This window comes from Aeribacillus pallidus, from assembly GCF_050478865.1.
Lineage (GTDB): Bacteria > Bacillota > Bacilli > Bacillales > JACDOC01 > JACDOC01.
This window is the reverse complement of record NZ_JBCNBW010000004.1, coordinates 80,788-99,270: the sequence shown is the minus strand read 5'-3', so window position 1 is coordinate 99,270 and position 18,483 is coordinate 80,788. Positions and strand designations below refer to the sequence as shown.

At 38.8% G+C, this 18,483-nt stretch carries 25 protein-coding genes; 12 read left to right on the top strand and 13 right to left on the bottom strand.

Going from position 1 to position 18,483, the window contains the following annotated elements:
* The first annotated feature begins 185 nt into the window (after nucleotides 1-185).
* Nucleotides 186-383, top strand: a complete 198-nt coding sequence (locus tag ABES52_RS01085) for a hypothetical protein (protein WP_429648065.1) — start codon at nucleotides 186-188, stop codon at nucleotides 381-383.
* Between the two features lie 419 nt (nucleotides 384-802).
* Here the strand turns inward: ABES52_RS01085 and pta are convergent, their stop codons facing one another.
* The gene (pta, locus tag ABES52_RS01080; RefSeq protein ID WP_429648064.1) at nucleotides 803-1,774 is read right to left on the bottom strand and encodes a phosphate acetyltransferase; all 972 of its coding nucleotides are present in this window, start codon (nucleotides 1,772-1,774) and stop codon (nucleotides 803-805) included.
* Between the two features lie 227 nt (nucleotides 1,775-2,001).
* Between pta and hemQ the strand changes: the two genes are divergently transcribed.
* The 3 genes from hemQ to gerQ all read left to right on the top strand — a co-directional run bounded on the left by hemQ (nucleotide 2,002) and on the right by gerQ (nucleotide 4,071).
* Nucleotides 2,002-2,754: a hydrogen peroxide-dependent heme synthase gene (gene hemQ / locus ABES52_RS01075; RefSeq protein WP_429648062.1), complete on the top strand. Its 753-nt coding sequence runs from the start codon at nucleotides 2,002-2,004 to the stop codon at nucleotides 2,752-2,754.
* A 405-nt stretch (nucleotides 2,755-3,159) separates the two neighbouring features.
* Entirely contained in the window at nucleotides 3,160-3,588 is a 429-nt protein-coding gene (locus ABES52_RS01070; protein WP_429648060.1) for a cell wall hydrolase, read from the top strand.
* Nucleotides 3,589-3,603: 15 nt separating this feature from the next.
* The gene (gene gerQ / locus ABES52_RS01065; RefSeq protein ID WP_429648059.1) at nucleotides 3,604-4,071 is read left to right on the top strand and encodes a spore coat protein GerQ; all 468 of its coding nucleotides are present in this window, start codon (nucleotides 3,604-3,606) and stop codon (nucleotides 4,069-4,071) included.
* A 288-nt stretch (nucleotides 4,072-4,359) separates the two neighbouring features.
* On the opposite strand, the gene ABES52_RS01060 is transcribed toward gerQ, so the two are convergent.
* The 5 genes from ABES52_RS01060 to ABES52_RS01040 all read right to left on the bottom strand — a co-directional run bounded on the left by ABES52_RS01060 (nucleotide 4,360) and on the right by ABES52_RS01040 (nucleotide 5,894).
* A complete protein-coding gene (locus tag ABES52_RS01060) occupies nucleotides 4,360-4,566 on the bottom strand; it encodes a hypothetical protein (RefSeq protein WP_429648057.1) in 207 nt (68 codons plus the stop codon).
* Between the two features lie 181 nt (nucleotides 4,567-4,747).
* On the bottom strand, nucleotides 4,748-5,119 hold the full coding sequence (locus tag ABES52_RS01055) for a DUF423 domain-containing protein (protein ID WP_429648055.1): 372 nt from the start codon (nucleotides 5,117-5,119) through the stop codon (nucleotides 4,748-4,750).
* Between the two features lie 19 nt (nucleotides 5,120-5,138).
* Complete coding sequence (locus ABES52_RS01050; protein WP_429648053.1) at nucleotides 5,139-5,420, bottom strand: YwdI family protein; 282 nt, start codon at nucleotides 5,418-5,420, stop codon at nucleotides 5,139-5,141.
* Between the two features lie 34 nt (nucleotides 5,421-5,454).
* Nucleotides 5,455-5,619 carry a hypothetical protein gene (locus tag ABES52_RS01045; protein WP_429648051.1) on the bottom strand — a complete coding sequence of 55 codons (165 nt, stop codon included), beginning with the start codon at nucleotides 5,617-5,619 and terminating at the stop codon, nucleotides 5,455-5,457.
* 80 nt (nucleotides 5,620-5,699) lie between these two features.
* Nucleotides 5,700-5,894 (bottom strand): ion channel, encoded by a 195-nt coding sequence (locus ABES52_RS01040; RefSeq protein WP_429648049.1) that lies wholly within the window; start codon nucleotides 5,892-5,894, stop codon nucleotides 5,700-5,702.
* A 359-nt stretch (nucleotides 5,895-6,253) separates the two neighbouring features.
* Here ABES52_RS01040 and speE point away from each other — a divergent pair, with 359 nt between their 5' ends.
* Nucleotides 6,254-7,102, top strand: a complete 849-nt coding sequence (gene speE / locus ABES52_RS01035; protein WP_429648047.1) for a polyamine aminopropyltransferase — start codon at nucleotides 6,254-6,256, stop codon at nucleotides 7,100-7,102.
* 41 nt (nucleotides 7,103-7,143) lie between these two features.
* On the opposite strand, the gene ABES52_RS01030 is transcribed toward speE, so the two are convergent.
* On the bottom strand, nucleotides 7,144-7,824 hold the full coding sequence (locus ABES52_RS01030; protein ID WP_429648046.1) for a uracil-DNA glycosylase: 681 nt from the start codon (nucleotides 7,822-7,824) through the stop codon (nucleotides 7,144-7,146).
* 187 nt (nucleotides 7,825-8,011) lie between these two features.
* On the opposite strand from ABES52_RS01030, the gene pdxK reads away from it, so the two are divergent.
* The 6 genes from pdxK to ABES52_RS01000 all read left to right on the top strand — a co-directional run bounded on the left by pdxK (nucleotide 8,012) and on the right by ABES52_RS01000 (nucleotide 12,614).
* Entirely contained in the window at nucleotides 8,012-8,812 is an 801-nt protein-coding gene (gene pdxK / locus ABES52_RS01025) for a pyridoxine/pyridoxal/pyridoxamine kinase (protein WP_429648044.1), read from the top strand.
* Between the two features lie 20 nt (nucleotides 8,813-8,832).
* Nucleotides 8,833-9,180 carry a YojF family protein gene (locus tag ABES52_RS01020; protein ID WP_429648042.1) on the top strand — a complete coding sequence of 116 codons (348 nt, stop codon included), beginning with the start codon at nucleotides 8,833-8,835 and terminating at the stop codon, nucleotides 9,178-9,180.
* Between the two features lie 22 nt (nucleotides 9,181-9,202).
* Entirely contained in the window at nucleotides 9,203-9,880 is a 678-nt protein-coding gene (gene bshB2, locus ABES52_RS01015) for a bacillithiol biosynthesis deacetylase BshB2 (RefSeq protein ID WP_429648041.1), read from the top strand.
* A 317-nt stretch (nucleotides 9,881-10,197) separates the two neighbouring features.
* The gene (locus ABES52_RS01010; protein ID WP_429648039.1) at nucleotides 10,198-10,926 is read left to right on the top strand and encodes an ABC transporter ATP-binding protein; all 729 of its coding nucleotides are present in this window, start codon (nucleotides 10,198-10,200) and stop codon (nucleotides 10,924-10,926) included.
* Nucleotides 10,916-11,932: an ABC transporter permease gene (locus tag ABES52_RS01005; RefSeq protein WP_429648037.1), complete on the top strand. Its 1,017-nt coding sequence runs from the start codon at nucleotides 10,916-10,918 to the stop codon at nucleotides 11,930-11,932. Before ABES52_RS01010 ends, ABES52_RS01005 begins: the two co-directional genes overlap by 11 nt.
* Before the next feature lie 31 nt (nucleotides 11,933-11,963).
* Nucleotides 11,964-12,614 carry a TetR/AcrR family transcriptional regulator gene (locus ABES52_RS01000; RefSeq protein ID WP_429648035.1) on the top strand — a complete coding sequence of 217 codons (651 nt, stop codon included), beginning with the start codon at nucleotides 11,964-11,966 and terminating at the stop codon, nucleotides 12,612-12,614.
* Between the two features lie 7 nt (nucleotides 12,615-12,621).
* On the opposite strand, the gene ABES52_RS00995 is transcribed toward ABES52_RS01000, so the two are convergent.
* The 3 genes from ABES52_RS00995 to ABES52_RS00985 form a co-directional block, all read right to left on the bottom strand.
* Nucleotides 12,622-12,897 (bottom strand): hypothetical protein, encoded by a 276-nt coding sequence (locus tag ABES52_RS00995; RefSeq protein WP_429648033.1) that lies wholly within the window; start codon nucleotides 12,895-12,897, stop codon nucleotides 12,622-12,624.
* Nucleotides 12,898-12,926: 29 nt separating this feature from the next.
* Complete coding sequence (locus ABES52_RS00990; protein WP_429648031.1) at nucleotides 12,927-13,796, bottom strand: Cof-type HAD-IIB family hydrolase; 870 nt, start codon at nucleotides 13,794-13,796, stop codon at nucleotides 12,927-12,929.
* A 69-nt stretch (nucleotides 13,797-13,865) separates the two neighbouring features.
* Nucleotides 13,866-14,528 carry a DNA alkylation repair protein gene (locus ABES52_RS00985; protein ID WP_429648029.1) on the bottom strand — a complete coding sequence of 221 codons (663 nt, stop codon included), beginning with the start codon at nucleotides 14,526-14,528 and terminating at the stop codon, nucleotides 13,866-13,868.
* Nucleotides 14,529-14,693: 165 nt separating this feature from the next.
* On the opposite strand from ABES52_RS00985, the gene ABES52_RS00980 reads away from it, so the two are divergent.
* The gene (locus ABES52_RS00980) at nucleotides 14,694-16,016 is read left to right on the top strand and encodes a short-chain fatty acid transporter (protein ID WP_429648028.1); all 1,323 of its coding nucleotides are present in this window, start codon (nucleotides 14,694-14,696) and stop codon (nucleotides 16,014-16,016) included.
* 38 nt (nucleotides 16,017-16,054) lie between these two features.
* On the opposite strand, the gene sda is transcribed toward ABES52_RS00980, so the two are convergent.
* The 3 genes from sda to ABES52_RS00965 are packed head-to-tail and all read right to left on the bottom strand — an operon-like array spanning nucleotide 16,055 to nucleotide 18,165.
* Nucleotides 16,055-16,228 (bottom strand): sporulation histidine kinase inhibitor Sda, encoded by a 174-nt coding sequence (sda, locus tag ABES52_RS00975; protein WP_429648026.1) that lies wholly within the window; start codon nucleotides 16,226-16,228, stop codon nucleotides 16,055-16,057.
* Nucleotides 16,229-16,264: 36 nt separating this feature from the next.
* On the bottom strand, nucleotides 16,265-17,299 hold the full coding sequence (locus tag ABES52_RS00970) for an ABC transporter permease (protein WP_429648024.1): 1,035 nt from the start codon (nucleotides 17,297-17,299) through the stop codon (nucleotides 16,265-16,267).
* Complete coding sequence (locus ABES52_RS00965) at nucleotides 17,296-18,165, bottom strand: ABC transporter permease subunit (protein ID WP_429648022.1); 870 nt, start codon at nucleotides 18,163-18,165, stop codon at nucleotides 17,296-17,298. The genes ABES52_RS00970 and ABES52_RS00965 overlap by 4 nt, the downstream gene beginning before the upstream one ends.
* Nucleotides 18,166-18,483 lie beyond the last annotated feature (318 nt).

Below are 18,483 nucleotides of genomic sequence, written 5' to 3'. Positions count from 1 at the left end.
TAGCCTTTGAAAAAGAAATGCCTGCCATAAATAAAGGGCCCCTACTAAGTAGACAGGAATAAAAAAGCACATTTAAGCACCCTGAGTCCTATATACATTAGGACTCAGGGTGCTTAATTTCTTTTAGAAACGGTGGTTAACTGTCTACTATATGGGGATCCTATCATATTAGGAGGTGTTTATTTATGAAAGAGCCAAAAGGAAATCGTGACATGCCTGATTTTAAACAATTAAACGATCGGATTATCGTAGAACCTTCGGATGAACCCACTCTTGTAATCAAAACCAATCTTGATCCAAAGGATCCTACAGTAGAAAATCCCTATTTTTCTAAGGATACAAAAGATAAAGAAGTATTTAATGACTTTTTTGATGAAAGGTAGCATGGGTTCAAACGTTACTGTATATACATGAAATCTTATCCAATTACACCAATCGCTATCCACGGGAAATGGATATATGAAAAAATATTCATTCGAAGGGGAATTTGCCCGTAATTTAAATGAAATCGATTTTTCTAGAAAAGTGCTGTCCGAAAAATTTAAGTACGCAATAGAGGAATAAAATAATAAACGAGTACGAGAATTGAATAACGTGTATGAGCGTTTATCAAAAAATGGAATTGGTTTACGTACCAATTCTTTTTTTGTCTTTTAGACCGAGTAGGCATGTATTCTTTGCTATTATTTAAACTTTACATTATATGTTTTTTTATTTTCTCCATTAAAAAAATCCCCTCCATAGTAAACAGATTGTGCTTTCCTTTTTCTGCCTACTATAAGGGGACAGGATGGGCTTCTTCTTATAACGATTGTGCCGCTGTAATTAACGCAAGCTTATACACATCTTCTTCATTACAACCACGAGAAAGATCGTTCACTGGGGCGTTTAACCCTTGTAAAATCGGACCTACTGCTTCAAAATTCCCTAACCGTTGAGCAATTTTGTACCCAATATTTCCAGCTTCTAAGCTTGGGAAAATAAAGACATTGGCATCTCCTTGAATAGGAGAATCTGGTGCTTTTTTCTTCGCCACCGATGGAACAAAGGCAGCGTCAAATTGAAATTCACCGTCAATCACAAGCTCAGGCGCACGTTCTTTCGCTAACTCTAGAGCTTTTACTACTTTTTCTGTTTCAGGAGACTTCGCGGAACCTTTTGTCGAGAAGCTAAGCATTGCTACACGTGGCTCAATATCAAACATTTGAGCTGTTTTCGCACTTTCAATCGCAATTTCCGCTAAATCTTGGCTATCTGGAGAAATGTTGATTGCGCAATCGGCGAACACGTATTTTTCATCTCCGCGAACCATAATAAATACGCCAGACGTTTTTCGAACGCCTTCTTTCGTTTTAATAATTTGCAATGCCGGGCGTACGGTATCAGCTGTGGAATGAGCCGCTCCGCTTACCAACCCATCCGCTTTTTTCGTATAAACAAGCATCGTACCAAAATAGTTAACGTCCTTTAAAATTTGACGAGCATCCTCTTCTGTTGCTTTTCCTTTCCGGCGCTCCACAAAAGAAGCAACGAGCTCATCCATTTCTGCATAATTGTTCGGATCGTAAATCTCAATTCCTTCTAAGGAAACGTTTAACTCGCTTGCTTTTTGCTGAATGTCGTTCACGTTACCAACCAAAATCGGTGTTAACACTTTCTCTTCCGCTAGACGGCTAGCCGCTGATAAAATACGCTCATCTAATCCTTCAGGAAACACAATTTTACGATCTTTTCCTGCAACTTTGTCTTTTAAAACGGTAAATAAATCGCTCACAGCTACGTCCTCCTTCATGTACTTTCAAGTTTAGCATACCCCACTGTAATGAAAATTCAAGAAAAAGGTAGGATGACAACGGTTTCATTAAAAAGTCTTTCTTTTGAAAAAATTCTTGTAACAACAGTACATTTTTGAATATTTATCGACCATTTGGGGAGAATTCGCTTACAAAAGGAAAACTGTGATATAGTAAAGTTGGACAGATTAATATAGGAGTGATGAACATGAGTGAACCAGCACAAACACTCGATGGTTGGTATTCGCTTCACGATTTCCGGACGATGGATTGGTCCGCATGGAAAACGTTATCCAGTGATGAGCGTCAAGCGGCTATTCACGAATTTTTACAGTTTTTAGACAAATTAAACAAAACACAAGAGAAAAATAAAGGTAGCCACGCGCTATACACCATTGTCGGACAAAAAGCCGACTTTATGTTGATGGTTCTTCGCCCAACAATGGAAGAGCTCAACGAAATTGAAACAGAATTTAACAAATTAAAACTTGCTGAATACACGATTCCAAGCTATTCGTACGTATCAGTTGTCGAGTTAAGTAACTACCTGCCTTCCGATGAAGATCCGTACGAAAACCCACATATTCGTGCGCGATTGTATCCGATTTTACCAAAAGCGAAACACGTCTGCTTCTATCCAATGAACAAACGTCGCCAAGGAAGCGACAACTGGTACATGCTACCGATGGAGGAGCGCCGTGAACTTATGCGCAGCCACGGCATGATTGGTCGTAAATATGCCGGCATCGTAAAACAAATCATTACGGGCTCTGTCGGATTCGATGATTATGAATGGGGTGTCACCTTATTCTCTGACGACGTTCTTCAATTTAAAAAGCTCGTCTACGAAATGCGTTTTGATGAAGTAAGTGCTCGCTACGGCGAATTTGGTTCATTCTTTGTTGGTAACCTTTTAGAAGAAGATCGCATCGCTCAGTTTTTACATGTGAATACGCTATAAAGTGATTCGAAGACCGACTTCACAAAGTTATGTGAAGTTGGTTTTTTTGTATAAAAAGGCGATTTGTCAAAAGATGATGTTTCCTTGATGATTAGAATCGTTTTTTTATAAAAATGAGTGAACACTCGAGAGTTCAGGGAGATTTCTTGTCTCTTCTGGTTTACTGCCAGTTTTTCCAATTTACTTACCAGAGTACCAAGTTTATTAGCCAATTACGAACCTTAACTTGCCCAAACGGATATTTACTTACCACTTTTCTTATAACAATCCGCTATTTATTTGCCACTTGCTAGAACTTTCCTTGTTTAGCGCCTCTTTCATTCAAACATATTTTTCATATCTGTCGCATACATATGGAATAGTGTATTCATGCCTAGTCATGTATTCACAAAGCGAGGTGGTTAAGTGGCCGTTGTTGCGTACAACGAAGAAGAAGTGAAGCTGTTGGCTCGGTTAATGCGGGCAGAAGCAGAAGGTGATGGGCAGCTTGGAATGTTAATGGTAGGAAACGTCGGCATTAATCGCGTCCGCGCAGATTGTTTAGATTTCCCACAAATTCGTACCATCAGAAGTATGGTGTTTCAATCACCTGGGGGATTTGAAGCCATCCAAAAGGGGTATTTTTATCAGCGGGCTCGACAAAGAGAAATTAATTTAGCAAGAAGAGTGATTAATGGGGAGCGTTTTCATCCTGCGACGTATTCATTATGGTTTTTCCGTCCTGATGGAAGTTGTCCTGCCCAATGGTTTGGCCAATGGAATTCTGGTCGATTTAAGTCTCATTGCTTCTTCTCACCAACTCAAACCGACTGTCCAAGTGTGTATAGATATTAAATAGGAGGCGAGCATATGACTCAATGGTATTATCCTGTTCAATGGTCCTATCCTACTCAGTGGTATGAACAAGTTCGACAAAATGGGGGGTATCCACAGCAATATTATCCACAAATGTTCCAACAGCCAACGGGTTCACAACTCCAAGTACCACAACCGTTGGATGCACCTTCTAAGTCTCAACCCATTCCAGGCATGCTCCCAATTGAAGAATCGTATATTGAAAACATTTTGCGTTTAAACAAAGGGAAGCTTGTTAAAGTCTACACGACATTTGAAAACAACCAAAAATGGAATGCTGTAATTTTTAAAGGACTCATAGAGGCTGCGGGACGCGACCATCTCATCTTAAGCGATCCAGAAACAGGTAAACGTTATTTAATACCTATGATTTACCTAGACTATGTCGAATTTGAAGAGGAAATTGAATACGAGTATCCGTTTAATAGTACGATGCAAATGGCGACATATTCTCCAAGATAAATAGGAAAAAGGTGACAGGAAAAGCTTCAAAAACCTGTCACCTTTTATTTTTATAAAGGCTCTACCCTGAAATAACTGTGGATAACTTTTGCTGTTATTTTATTCATCGATGTGCCAATTTTTATTGGCATGGGTGTCTGTTCAACGATACTGTTGATATTTATTCATTACGCTTGTGGGTAAAACAAGGGGTATGTCCTTTTTGTGGTCAGAAATGCCCTTGTATTGTGGTGTAAAGCAAAGAAAAAAGTTCTTCACTAAGTGAAGAACTTTTTTAAAAAAATTGTTTTAACTTTTAGCTTTTATTTCATTTTCTAATTCTTCAATTTCTAAATGCCATTTATCTCGTGTACTATACAAAATTTCGCATACAAATTTTGAAAAGGAATCTTTATTTCGATTTATTTCTTGTTCTAATTCTTTTAAGTCTGCTCTTAATTTTTCAACCACTTCTTTTTTTTCATCAATAGATATATATTCAAAAATTTTTCTCATGAAATAACACTCTCCTTTCTTCTCGAAGAATGACGCTTTCCGCGTGCAAGCCGTAAGCCGCTTCCCTCGATACGCTAGTCCAGGGTCTTGCTTGGCTTTATGTTCCCGCTGAGTCGCCGCCGTGTGAACAACTTACTAAAAATCAACAATGAAATATAACATAGCCTTTATAAAAAAATAATTACATCCACTTCAAGGCAGCAAAAATTAATAACAACCAAGCAACAAGGAACGATACGCCTCCAATCGGAGTAATTGCCCCTAAAATACTAATTCTAGTAACACTTAATACGTATAAGCTACCGGAAAATAGTAAGATTCCAAGAAACATAAGCCAGCCTGACCAAGAAATCAGTGAGCTTGCTGGAATGTTTCCAGCGAGGATCCCAATAATTAATAATCCAATCGCATGAAACATTTGATATTGAACACCTGTTTTCCATATTTCCAAATACTTTGGTTCTAATTTTCCTTCTAACCCGTGGGCACCAAAAGCCCCTAAGGCTACGGATAAAAAGGCATTTAAAGCCCCTAATATAATAAATATTTTCATGTCGTTCGACTTCCTTTCATTAAAAATCAAAAATCGATTCTCCATTGGCTCCGTCGTCAGTTGTTAATACTTGTGAAGACAGGGACGGTGGCTGAATGGTCGTAGAAGATATCGTCTTTACTTTGGACTGAGCTGTTTCTATCATGGCTGCTTGAGCTTCTTCTTGTTCTTCTAACACGAGTTCACACAAAGCTTTAATCGCCTGGACATGCTGTCGAATCGATTGAAGTTGTCCCGACTGTTTGGCCTGTTGTAACTCTTGTTCCATTTTTCGTAACAATGTGGCGTAGGATACGTTCAATGATTACACCTCTTTTTCTTCTTTTGCAGCTTGTTCAAACAATTGTAGCTGTTGTTAATTTTACTATTAACTCTTCAGCTTTATCAATGAAGACCGCCGGAATCCCTTTTTCCAGTAATTGAATCATTACTTGTTCCCCAACATGAACCGAGTCCACAAACATCATATGATTCGATAATTGTTCAATCGTATTATCCAATGTTTTCCCCCTTACCGCTTGTGAAAAATCCCCTTCGATTATCAAGGCTGTCATCGAACCGATGACATATGTATCAATACCTATACCCATCGGATAATCAATAAAGCAAATACATTCCCTGCAAATGAAGTCGGGACCGTATCACCATAGCCTACCGTCAACACGGTTACCACGGTTAACCAAAATGCATCAAAAAGCGTCATTTCCTCGAACGCCATAAAACCGAACGTACCTAACAAAATAACGGCAACCTTTAAGCCAATTCCTAATCGCAAATGTTAAAAACTACTCATGATGAACCTCTTATTTTTGTTTTTTTATAAATTTTAAGCACGGCTGACCTGATGCATGCAACACCACTTGTGACGGAATTGCTTTTGATTTAAAGCTATACGCTTTACAGCCTCGTGGATGAATAGGATCCCACGTGACGTAAAAGAAACGACATTGAAAGCAATTAACCTTATTCATACCATTCTCTCCCTGACTCAACTTGTTTAACAAAATTCGTTGTTTTTTTTACACAAGAAGGTTGAATTTGTTACAATAAAGGTCGTGTATATTTATTCTATCAAACAGAATTAGAAATGACTGTTAATTTTCTTATAAATACCAATAACATAAGGAGGTTATCATGAAACAATACCCAGAATGGATTCAAGAATTTGATGGAAATCTTTGGTTAACTGAAAACGACCGTGACAATTTAAAAATAAGCTATCGTCTGAAAGAAGTCGTGTTTTCTGAGCAATCTCCTATTCAACACGTGATGATTGTAGATTCGCACGATTTCGGACGGATGTTGATTTTAGATGGCGTTGTTCAAACGACAGCGCTAGATGGTCATATTTATAACGAAATGATTACCCACGTTCCTATTTCACTTCATCCAAATCCAAAGAAAGTTTTAATTATCGGCGGTGGCGACTGCGGTGCGGCACGCGAGGCGGCAAAATATGAAGAGCTAGAACAAATTGATATGGTTGAAATTGACGAGCTTGTGGTTCAAGCATGTAAAGAACATTTACAAGAAGTTTCTGGAAATTTATCTGACCCACGTGTAAATTTCTTATTTACTGACGGATTAAAATTCGTTGCAGGTAAAGAAAACGAGTACGATGTGATTATCGTTGATTCTTCCGACCCAGTGGGACCAGCTGAGCAATTATTCTCCTATGATTTTTACGCTAACATACAGAAGGCATTAAAAGAAGACGGTATAATGGTTTGTCAAAGCCAATCTCCTCTTTTCCATCAAGATGTGTTAGGACAAACGCAACGTCACATTGCTGACTTATTCCGCCATTCCGCAACTTATAAAGCAGTTGTTCCAACGTATCCTGGAGGATTATGGAGCTTTACGATTGGTTCAAAAGTGCACCCAATTACTCCAGAAAACGTAGAAGTTCGTCCATTAAATACGAAATATTTTAACCAAGACATTTTAACGAGCTGTTTCTCTTTACCTGAATTTATGAAGTGATAATAAAACGACATGTTTCACGTGAAACATGTCGTTTTTTGTTACATGTTTGGAAGCTCCCATTGAATTTCTTCCTCACCGATTTGTCGTAAGAAAGCATTAGATTTGGAAAACGGACGACTTCCGAAAAAGCCTCGATTAGCAGACAGTGGACTTGGGTGCGGAGATGTTATGACAAAATGTTTACTCGTATCAATTAAAGACATTTTGGATTGAGCAGGTCGTCCCCATAAAATAAATACAATCGGTCGTTCCCGTTCAGATAATAAGGTAATAATGCGATCTGTAAATTGTTCCCATCCCTTACCGCGATGGGAGTGGGCTTGACCTCTTCGAACCGTCAATACCGTGTTTAACAGGAGAACCCCTTGCTTCGCCCACGACACAAGGTGCCCATGGTTCGGAATCGGGCAACCGAGATCATTGTGCAATTCTTTAAAAATATTTTTTAACGATGGCGGTGGTTCCACTCCTGGTTGAACAGAAAAACTTAATCCGTGTGCTTGTCCAGGTCCATGGTATGGGTCTTGCCCTAAAATTACAACTTTCACTTGATGATATGGCGTAAAATGCAAAGCATTAAATATATCATACGGGTTCGGATACACTGTTTGTGTCGCGTATTCTTTTTTTAAAAACTCACGTAATGCTAAGTAGTACGGTTTTTGAAACTCATCTTCGAGCAATGGTCCCCAGTCGTTATGTAATATTTTTTTCTTCATTGAACCTTCTCCCCTGTTTGTATCTCTGTTTCTTATAGTATAACAAACGATTCAAAAATCAGTGTGGCCCAATTGGTCTTCGAAATAGGTGAACTTTATTCATATTGTTTGTCACTCTTTGGCATTTTCGTATATGCTAAAATACAAATACCTTTTTCTATAGAACTAGTATAAGGAGTGATACATGATGACTTTACATAAAGCATTAACAATCGCCGGTTCTGACACAAGTGGTGGAGCGGGGATTCAAGCGGATTTAAAAACGTTTCAAGAATTAAATGTTTATGGAATGACTGCCCTTACAACAATCGTGACGATGGACCCAACCGACTGGCATCACCAAGTGTATCCGATTGATCTTTCTACGTTAGAGGCCCAATTACAAACCGCTTTTTCTGTTGGAATCGATGCGTTAAAGACAGGAATGTTAGGCTCTGTAGATGTAATTGAACTAGCGGCTTCTTACATCGACAAGCACGACATGAATCGCGTCGTTATCGACCCGGTAATGGTCTGTAAAGGAGAAAATGAAGTGCTTCATCCAGAAACGACGGATGCGCTACGCGACATTCTGGTGAAGCGAGCAACCGTGGTGACGCCAAACTTATTTGAAGCTAGTCAATTAGCTAAAACTCGTCCAATTCAAACGATCGATGATATGAAAGAAGCTGCCCAAATTATCCATTCCCAAGGAGCGAAATACGTTTTAATAAAAGGCGGAAAACAGCTGGCTCATGACAAAGCGGTGGACCTGTTATATGACGGTCAAACGTTCACACTTTTGGAAGCGGAAAAAGTGGACACAACGTACACTCATGGAGCTGGATGTACGTATGCCGCGGCGATCACCGCGGAGTTAGCGAAAGGACGCACTGTAAAAGATGCGGTTGGACTCGCGAAACAATTTATTTCCAAAGCGGTTCGCCACGGATTCCGTCTGAATGACTTTGTTGGACCTGTGATGCACGCTGCTCACCGACGCTTTTAAGTATTCAAGGAGGAATTGGAATGAAACCCATTGAGCTTGCCGACGTTCAAGCCGAAATTAATCGTTTTGCGAAAAAAGAAGTATATGTACACTTAGAAACGACCAATGGGGCTTATGCCTCCCACTTTAATAAAACGTCTTTTTCCTCAGGAGCGTATATACGGAACGCAAAAGTCACGTACGAGCACGGCAAAATCGTCGGTAACGGACCGTATCGTGTCGGCCTAAAAATGCCATTTGGTTGGATCTATGCTGAAGGTCTTACACATTATGAAGTGGACGAACTAGGACGCCTACTCATGGCTGGTCACGATTATGAAGGAAAGCTAGCTGTCGCCCTTCAACTCAGTTTGACCCCATTTGCATAAGGGGAGAGAGGAGTTCATCAAAATGGTTCAAAAAGAACGACACGTGTTAGTTATCTTCCCTCATCCAGATGATGAAGCATTTGGCGTTTCAGGGACGATTGCTTTACATGTAGAAAATGGGACCCCCGTCACCTATGCGTGTCTAACGTTAGGTGAAATGGGACGAAATATGGGGAATCCCCCGTTTGCTACAAGGGAGTCCCTTCCCCTCATCCGAAAGAAAGAGCTACAAGAAGCGGCCAACGTACTTGGTATTCAAGATTTACGGATGATGGGTCTTCGTGACAAAACGATTGAATTTGAAGACGAAGAAAAATTAATTCAAATGATGACCGATTTAATTAACGAGACGAATCCATCTTTAGTCATTACGTTTTATCCAGGCTACTCCGTTCATCCCGACCACGAAGCAACGGGACGTGCTGTCGTTCGGGCGATCGAGAGGATAACAGAAACAAAGCGACCGAAGTTACATTGCGTCGCCTTTTCGCACAATTGCCAAGAAGAGCTCGGTCCGCCTGATATTATCGTCAATATTGAAGCGGTAAAAGAGAAAAAGATGGCGGCGATGCGGGCGCATAAATCGCAAACAGCATGGATCTTAGCTGATATTGAACAAAAAATCGCCAACAACGATCCTGAAGGACTTCGATGGGTTCAATACGAACGGTTTTGGTCTTATCAATGGTATCGCCATTAGAGTTGAATTCAAGGACATTTCCTTTAGTTACAAGAGCATAGTTAGATCAAAAAAACAGGGTGATACGTTTTTCACCCTGTTTTTTTGCAGATAGAAACAATTAGGAAAAACGCTAGTTTTATGAGAAAATCCTTTCAAATAAGAGAAATTTTTTAAAATTTATGAGAAAAAATCTCTAGATTATGAAAAAAATCCAAAGTTATGAGGAAATTACATAAAGTGAGTGATTACTCACTTCACAAATCAAGGTAAATTATGTATGATAAAAGTGAGTAATCACTCACAAATATGTTCAAAAGAAACGGAAGGTGGTTGTAATGACCAAACTCATCGATATTCAGCACGTATCGAAGTCGTTTGGATCGCTGAACGTGTTACGCGACATTTCATTATCCATTCCGGCTGGTGAAATTTATGGCTTGTTAGGACCATCTGGATCAGGAAAAACAACACTCGTCAAAATTATGATGGGACTTGAGCAAGCTGATAGTGGTGCGGTATGGATGAATGGAGTCAAAATGCCGTCTTTACAAGCGATGACCTCGATCGGTTATATGGCCCAATCGGATGCGCTATATAACGAACTCACCGCCAAAGAAAACCTAGATTTCTTTGCTTCTTTGTATGGATTAAAAGGTAAACGAAAAAAGGAGCGCATTGAATCGGTGATGGAAACCGTTGATTTACTCGACCATTTACATAAACCGGTTCACCTGTATTCTGGGGGAATGAAGCGTCGTCTTTCGTTAGCGATTGCCCTCCTTCATGAACCTTCTTTATTAATTTTAGACGAACCGACTGTCGGCATTGACCCCTTATTACGTCAGCAAATTTGGCAGCAGTTTCAACAATTAAAACAGCAAGGAACGACGATTTTTGTGACGACTCACGTCATGGATGAAGCCGAACGATGCGACCGACTTGGACTCATTCGAGACGGTTCATTACTTGCGAATGATTCCCCTGAAAATATGAAAACCCATCACCAGGCCAGTTCGATAGAAGAAGTGTTCTTAATGTTAGGAGGGAAGGCTCATGCGAATTAAAGCATTAGTGGTTCGTATTTTACGACAGTTTTTACGGGACCGCCGAACATTGGCTTTATTAATTTTTGCCCCTATATTTATTTTAACCATGTTATGGCTTGTCTTTGACCAAGGGGAGATTGATCCAACGATTGGTGTAGTTCCGGTCATGGAACCATTCATTGAAGAAGATTACGAGACGTTTATCTTGTACGATTCGGAAAAAGAAGTTGAAGAGTTGCTACAAGAAAGAGAAATCGATGCTTACTTGCTCATGAATCCTACCCCTGTTTTAAAATTGGAAGGAAGCGATCCATCCGTAAATCGAGCGGTTATTCAAGAGGTACAAGAATGGTTGAAAACACTGCAACCAAAAAAGGATGAGCTATCACTTGATGTCCAGTTTTTACATGGCTCAGCCGATATGAAGCAGTTTGATTATTTTGGTCCAGTTTTATTAGGCTTTTTCGTGTTCTTTTTCGTCTTTTTAATTAGTGGGGTTTCCTTTTTACGCGAACGGACGTCGGGTACACTTGAACGGTTATTAGCAAGCCCTCTTAAAGCATGGGAAATTGTCATAGGGTATGTGCTTGGATTCGGTATTTTTACCGTTCTTCAAGCTTCCTTGATTACGTGGTACGCCATTTACGTGCTCGATATGATGATGGAAGGAGCGTTTTGGCAAGTCTTACTTGTCATCTTGTTATTGTCATTTACCGCCTTAACGATTGGTATTTTACTATCCGCTTTTGCCAAAAATGAGTTACAAATGGTGCAATTTATCCCTCTTGTCGTTGTGCCACAAATTTTCTTTAGCGGCCTGTTCAATTTAGAAACGATTCATCCGACGTTACAATGGATCGGTCCATGCACACCGCTTTATTATGCAGCAAACAGCTTACGAGATGTGATGATTCGAGGATATAGCTTAGGGGATACATCCATCCATTTAATGGTCCTGGCTGGATTTTCATTCCTTTTCATTCTCTTAAACATTGCTGCCTTAAAAAAATATCGTAAAATATAAGTACAAATTGATCATATAAGGAGTTTATTCCATGCAAGAATATCAAGACATGCTGGACGTTATATTAGAAAACGAAGAAAAGATTACAGAAAAACAAAAGAAAATTTTAGAGGCGGCCATTGAGATCTTTTCTGAAAAAGGATTCGCTTCCACGTCAACAAGCGAAATCGCTAAAAGAGCAGGCGTCGCCGAAGGAACGATTTTCCGTCATTATAGAACTAAGAAAGACTTGCTGTTAGCCATTGTCGGACCGGTCATGTCCAAAATTGCCGCCCCTTTCGTTACTCGTGGTATTCATAAGCTGTTGGATACCGAATTTGACTCGTTTACTGACTTACTTCGGGCAATTATTCATAATCGACAAGAATTTATGCGAAACAACATGCCTCTATTTAAAATATTTGTTCAAGAAATCTCCTTCCATCCGGAGTTAAAAGATCAGTTTTTTCAGCATGTGTCAAAACAATTAGCTAATCGAATGTTCCATATTATAAAATCCTATCAAGAAAAAGGACAGCTAATCGATTTACCGCCAAAGTATATTTTTCAATTCATCCTTTCGGTTATCTTCGGTCATTTAATTGCTCGGAACGTGTTATTTCCTGATAAAAACTGGGATGATGAAAAAGATATTGATATCATGATCCAGCTCATTATGAATGGTATTGGAAAAAAATTTTAAGGGGAGACTAACCTCCCTTTTTTTGTTTTCTAATTTTCTTTGTAACTGCTAGATGTTTTTTCTGGCTTACCGCCAATACGATGGCAACGGTGATGACAAAGCTCACAATTGCCAGCAGGTAGAACGTATCCATTTGAGTCCAAGTAGCTAACGCTAGCCATCCAAACATGAGTGCACGAAAGATATGCTCATAAAACAGCCATTTTTCGTTTTTTAGGTTGGAAAAAGCAAGAATGATATCGAACAAGAAAACGACTAAAAACAAGACAAAAGCCCAGTTCATGGTTTTTCACCTTGTACTCTATAAAAACGTTATTTTCCCACTTTCTGTAGCGCCATTTCAATTGCTTTGGCAACACCGTCTTCATCATTTGTCACTGTTTCATAACGGCATTGCTTTTTAATATCATCCAAGGCATTTCCCATCGCGACCGGGTAGCCGACGATGTTAAACATGGATACATCGTTATAGTTGTCTCCAATTGCCATCGTTTCTTCTAAAGCAATGCCTTGTTGTTCGACAAATTTCTTTAGTGCGACTCCTTTTTGCGCTTTCTGATCGGTAATTTCTAAGTTTTCACTACCAGAAGAACTAATGGCAATCGACGAAATAGGTTGCAAGCGCTGATGAGCCAACTGTAATTTTTCCTTGTCAGCTGAAAACACTAAAAATTTATAAATGTGAATTTCGTTATCTGACATGATGTCGCTGTAGCTTCCGATTTCACGAATAAATCCTTTTTCTAATCGCTCTTTGGCCATTTGGCGAACAAATTCTTCTGGCATCGGTGGATTCGTCGTTGTAAAAATATCAATAACGGTTTGTAATCCTATTTCGTAATTCTCTGTAAACGTTCCTTTGTTCGTATATAACTCAAAATAAATGTCGATTTCTTTTAGGATGTTCATAACTTCTTGAGCATCTTTTTTATCAAGACTATGTACATGAACAACCGTTCCATTTTGGTCTCGGACTTCTGCACCGTTGACACAAATGATTGGCGTATGAATGCCGGCTTCTTGTAGCACGTATCTTGCTTCTTCGTATGACCGGCCGGTAGCAATGACGACTTGAATACCTTCCTGCTGGGCTTTTAATATTGCCTCTCGATTAGCCTCACTAATGGTTTGTCGACTATTGATTAATGTACCATCCATGTCAGATGCGATACAACGAATCATACTGTCACCTTCTTTGTTGTTTATTCCAGTATATGGTCATTGTATCACGTCCCCTTCATCTTTTCCATTCTACACGTACTTAGACCCCTCGCGCACACTTAGCTTTGGTAACGGATGCTGTTGAATAAAGGCTCTGACGGAATCAGGGTTCGTTTTTGAGTATTCTCGTAGTGCCCATCCAATCGCTTTTTGAATGAAGAACTCGTGATTTGTAGCATTTTTTAAAATATTTCCATATAGTCGTTGTTCGTCCGTCTCCCCTTTATACTTTAATTGGTATATAATTGCCGTTCGCCGAAGCCACATATTGTCATCCGTTGGCCACTTGTCAACAGTCGGTAACACCTCTTCCGGGAACCTTTTGGCCAATGTGCCGACTAAATGGCTCGCGATATGATCGACGGTATCCCACCACGATTTTTCCGTTATTAAGTCATGGCATAATGTTAAATCCTCCGGTTGCAACTCTTTCTTCTTACGGGTCATATAATTGAGTGCGGTGTATTGAAATTCTCGTTCTTCCTTCTTCCAAAGTGTTCGGACAAACGAACGATCAAACGGTTTCTTTAATAAACCGGTGTCCTGGTAAAAAGTTGACAGCAGCTTATTTCGTTCAGGGGTTTTGATTCCGATAAAGGGAAATAAATTTCTCATGTATTTCTCCATCGCCTGGGCATTTTCTTTATTTCGTTCAGCATAAAAACGATGTTCTAATTCGTTGATGATGTCCATTACTTGTCCCCACCTTTTCAACATTATTGTCCTATATTCTTAATCAAATCGCTACTAAGAAAATTTTTTTCATTTTATTTTCTTAATAAAAGGAATTTTCGAAAAATAGTAGAAATTATTTAAAGGTGTAAGCGCTTTAAAAACAGACAAACAAGGGGGAATTAGATGAAAAGCTTAATTCATTTCTCGAATCGCCTCATGCAACGTTATTTACCAGATCCATTTATTTTTGTAGTTCTTTTAACATTTGTCGTTTTTGTACTTGGATTACTTTTTACCGAAAGTACTGCCGGTCAAATGGTTCAGTATTGGGGAGATGGATTTTGGAACTTATTATCCTTCTCCATGCAAATGGTACTTGTCCTTATTACCGGACACGTTCTAGCAAGTAGCCCTTTTTTTAGAACGTTGTTAAACGGTTTAGCGAGAGGAGCAAGAACACCGGGTGCAGCCATCATTTTTGTCACGGTTGTCTCGATGATTGCAAGCTGGATTAACTGGGGATTTGGGTTAGTCATTGGGGCCCTGTTTGCTAAAGAATTAGCCAAACGGGTTCCAAACGTGGATTATCGACTATTAATCGCGAGCGCTTACAGTGGATTTATCGTCTGGCACGGAGGATTTTCGGGATCTATTCCTCTATCCATTGCAACGGAAGGACATCCATTCGCCGAACAAATCGGTGTAATTTCTACAAACGAAACGATCTTCTCTACGTATAACTTATTCATTGTCGTGGCATTATTCCTCATTCTTCCTTTATTAAATCGGTTTATGCATCCAGAGAAAGATCAAACAATTACGATTGATCCAAGTTTGCTTGATGGAATGTCTACTCAAGCGGCTACTGTTGAGGAAGTGCGTACGCCTGCGAATTGGTTAGAAAATAATTTTCTAGTTTCGTTATTGGTCGGACTTTTAGGTCTTTTTTTCCTTTTCTATTACTTTATTGAAAGCGGTTTTTCCTTAAACTTAAATATTGTGAACTTCTTATTCCTTTTCCTAGGTATTTTGTTCCACTGGACGCCAAAACGGTTTCTTCAAGCTGTGAATGAGGCGGTGAAAGGTGCGAGTGGTATTATTATTCAATTTCCGTTTTATGCTGGAATTATGGGAATGATGACGGCATCCGGTTTAGCGGTCGTCATGTCTGAAGCCTTTGTGAATATATCGAATGATGTTACCTTCTATTTCTTTGCGTTTATCAGTGCTGGTATCGTCAACTTCTTTGTACCTTCTGGAGGTGGCCAGTGGGCTGTTCAAGCACCAATTATGATTGAAGCGGCTCAGTCGCTTGACTTATCCATTGCAAAAACTGCGATGGCTGTGGCTTGGGGAGATGCGTGGACAAACTTAATTCAACCGTTTTGGGCATTACCAGCTTTGGCGATTGCCGGATTAAAAGCGAAAGATATTATGGGCTTCTGCCTGATTGTCCTGTTTATTAGTGGAGTTATTATTTCGATTGGACTCTTCCTATTTGCTTAATGAAAGAAAGCGTTAAGGTGTATTCCCTTAACGCTTTTTTACGTATATTGCAATTCTCTAATTTTCACTCCTCGGTTTTCAATTTCTTTTTTTAGCAGCGATATGAACTCCACCGATAGCGAGTTTCGAACCGCTTTTTTATAAGCATAAATTAATTCTTCATCTGAAAGTAATTGTAACGTATTTCGATACAGTTGAATATTCCTATACACAGTTTATCCTCCTATTCCAAGTATTTATATGATACGTTAGTTACTTTCTTTTAAAGAATGGCGCTTGACCAATTCGAAATGAAATGAAGCAGCTGTCGTTTCTGCATTTTGGCGAGATATCATTTTTTCCTTTTTCTTTTTCGTAAAGTAATATGAATATCCGGCTGTGGCTCGTACATACCCTTCCATCATGAAAGCGATGGCCAACATCGTAAGACCAAAAAAGGCAATAGGGCCAAACAACATCCAAGGGGCTGTTTTGAAATACGGTAAGGAACTCCCAATAAGCCCCGACCATTCATTTGAGATGGAAAGAGGTGGATCTTTAAAGAGTGGATCATAGGATACATTCGTTCCACCGAAAAATAATTGTAATAAGCCCAAATGTGATAGGATGATTAACGTTTGCATCACTTGTTGACCAAAAATAAGAACGAGTTTTTCCTTCATCATTGGAATCAAATGCTTTCGTATGATTCGAAATGTGGAAGCACCAAGCGTCTTCGAGCAAACGATAAATTCCTCTTGTAACAACCGTTCTGCCTCATTTCCTACTAATACAACTACAACTGGAACGGTTAATAAGGATAAGATCATTACTTCATAGACAATTCGCTCCATTAAGGTTGTTTGAAACCCTTCCCTTGGCTCCCAAAGAACAGGAAACAATAAATAAAAGGCGACCACCGTTAACGGTACATAATGAAACGAATCAACAAAAGCGGTTATCCATCGTTTGTAGCGCTGTCCATAAATCCCAACAAGAAACCCGAGAGGAATTCCTAAACCAACACGAATAAGTGCCACTGCTAACGCCCCTAAAATCGTAAACTTTGCTCCTATAATGATTTTAGATAACATACTATATCCATACATATCAGAGCCTAATGGCATCTTCCAATGCGGAGATAAAGGAGAAACATCCACTAACTTTCCATTTGCGTCGTATAAAAAGTTCGTTTGTGGAATTTCTCCATTCATCATCCACGAATAAACAAAACTTAATACTAGCAAGCCACTGAGAAATGTGAACCCAGTTAGAAACAATGGCTGTCTCCATACGGAATTCATATTCTAATCAACCCCATTTTTCGAAAACACCATTCCCCAAATGTATAAATGATGAATATTGGAAGAAAGATAGCAATCATAGAATACGAGAACACTACTGGATGCAAATGTTGTTTCAAAAATGTAGCTATTCCTCCTAAATTAAAGAAATATTCAATGACAAACAAGTTCGAAAGCATAAACCAAATCGTCTTTTTTGACTGAAAAAATAAACTTACTACAACGTTTCGAAATATATGTTTTACAACAATTACCACTCTTTTTAACCCAATAGAATGAGCTAAGGTGACATAGTCTTTCCGCCATTCGTCTTCCAAAAGAACCATCACATGTCGGTAGAGCATAATGGTAGGTAAAATGGACAAACAAACAATCGGAAGAACGTATATTTGTTGTTCTCCTAACGTAGCTACGGAACTAAGTAAAATCCCTGTTTTCTTAAAAATAAAAACAATAAACATTTGAATAGAAACTATCACTAATAAATCAGGAAGTGATTCTAATAAATATAGAAAGAAACTAAACTTTTTTCGAATGTTGTAAGGAAAAAGCATGCTTATGATTGCCAAAAGAACGGCCAATAAAAACGCGAAAACGATTGCACAAAATAAAATGGTCAATGAATAAATAACACGATCCATCAATACTGGAAGAAGCAATTGTTTGCTATCCCCTATGGTTACGGTTTGTTGTAACGGGTGAATAAAAGAATAGACAATCTGGACAATAGCCTCTCCGTAATATCTCCATCCATATTCTCCAGATATGGTCGCTTGAATAAAATACGGTAAACTTGCTAAAAGGATGATACCGAAGACAGAAAGGACGAGTTGTAATATAAAGCGTAACAATGGTCTTGCGAGCATTATCCTATACCCCCAGATTTAAAGCGGATACATATAAGCTCTCATAGTCATTTATTCATTCGACATATAGACCAAAATTCCTACTTATTTCCAAGAATTTTTTCTAATAATTGATGAAAAGTATATTCTTTTCAACATAACTAGTTTTTTGTATAATAAAAATTATCAGAATTTAAACAGGTTTCTGATTTTAATTTCTTACAAATCATTTGATATTTATACACTTAAAGGGGGGTATGATAGTTTTTGTAAACGTTTTCAGTTATTTGAATTGTTTTTATAATAAAATTTATACAATAATTTATAATATCCTAGACA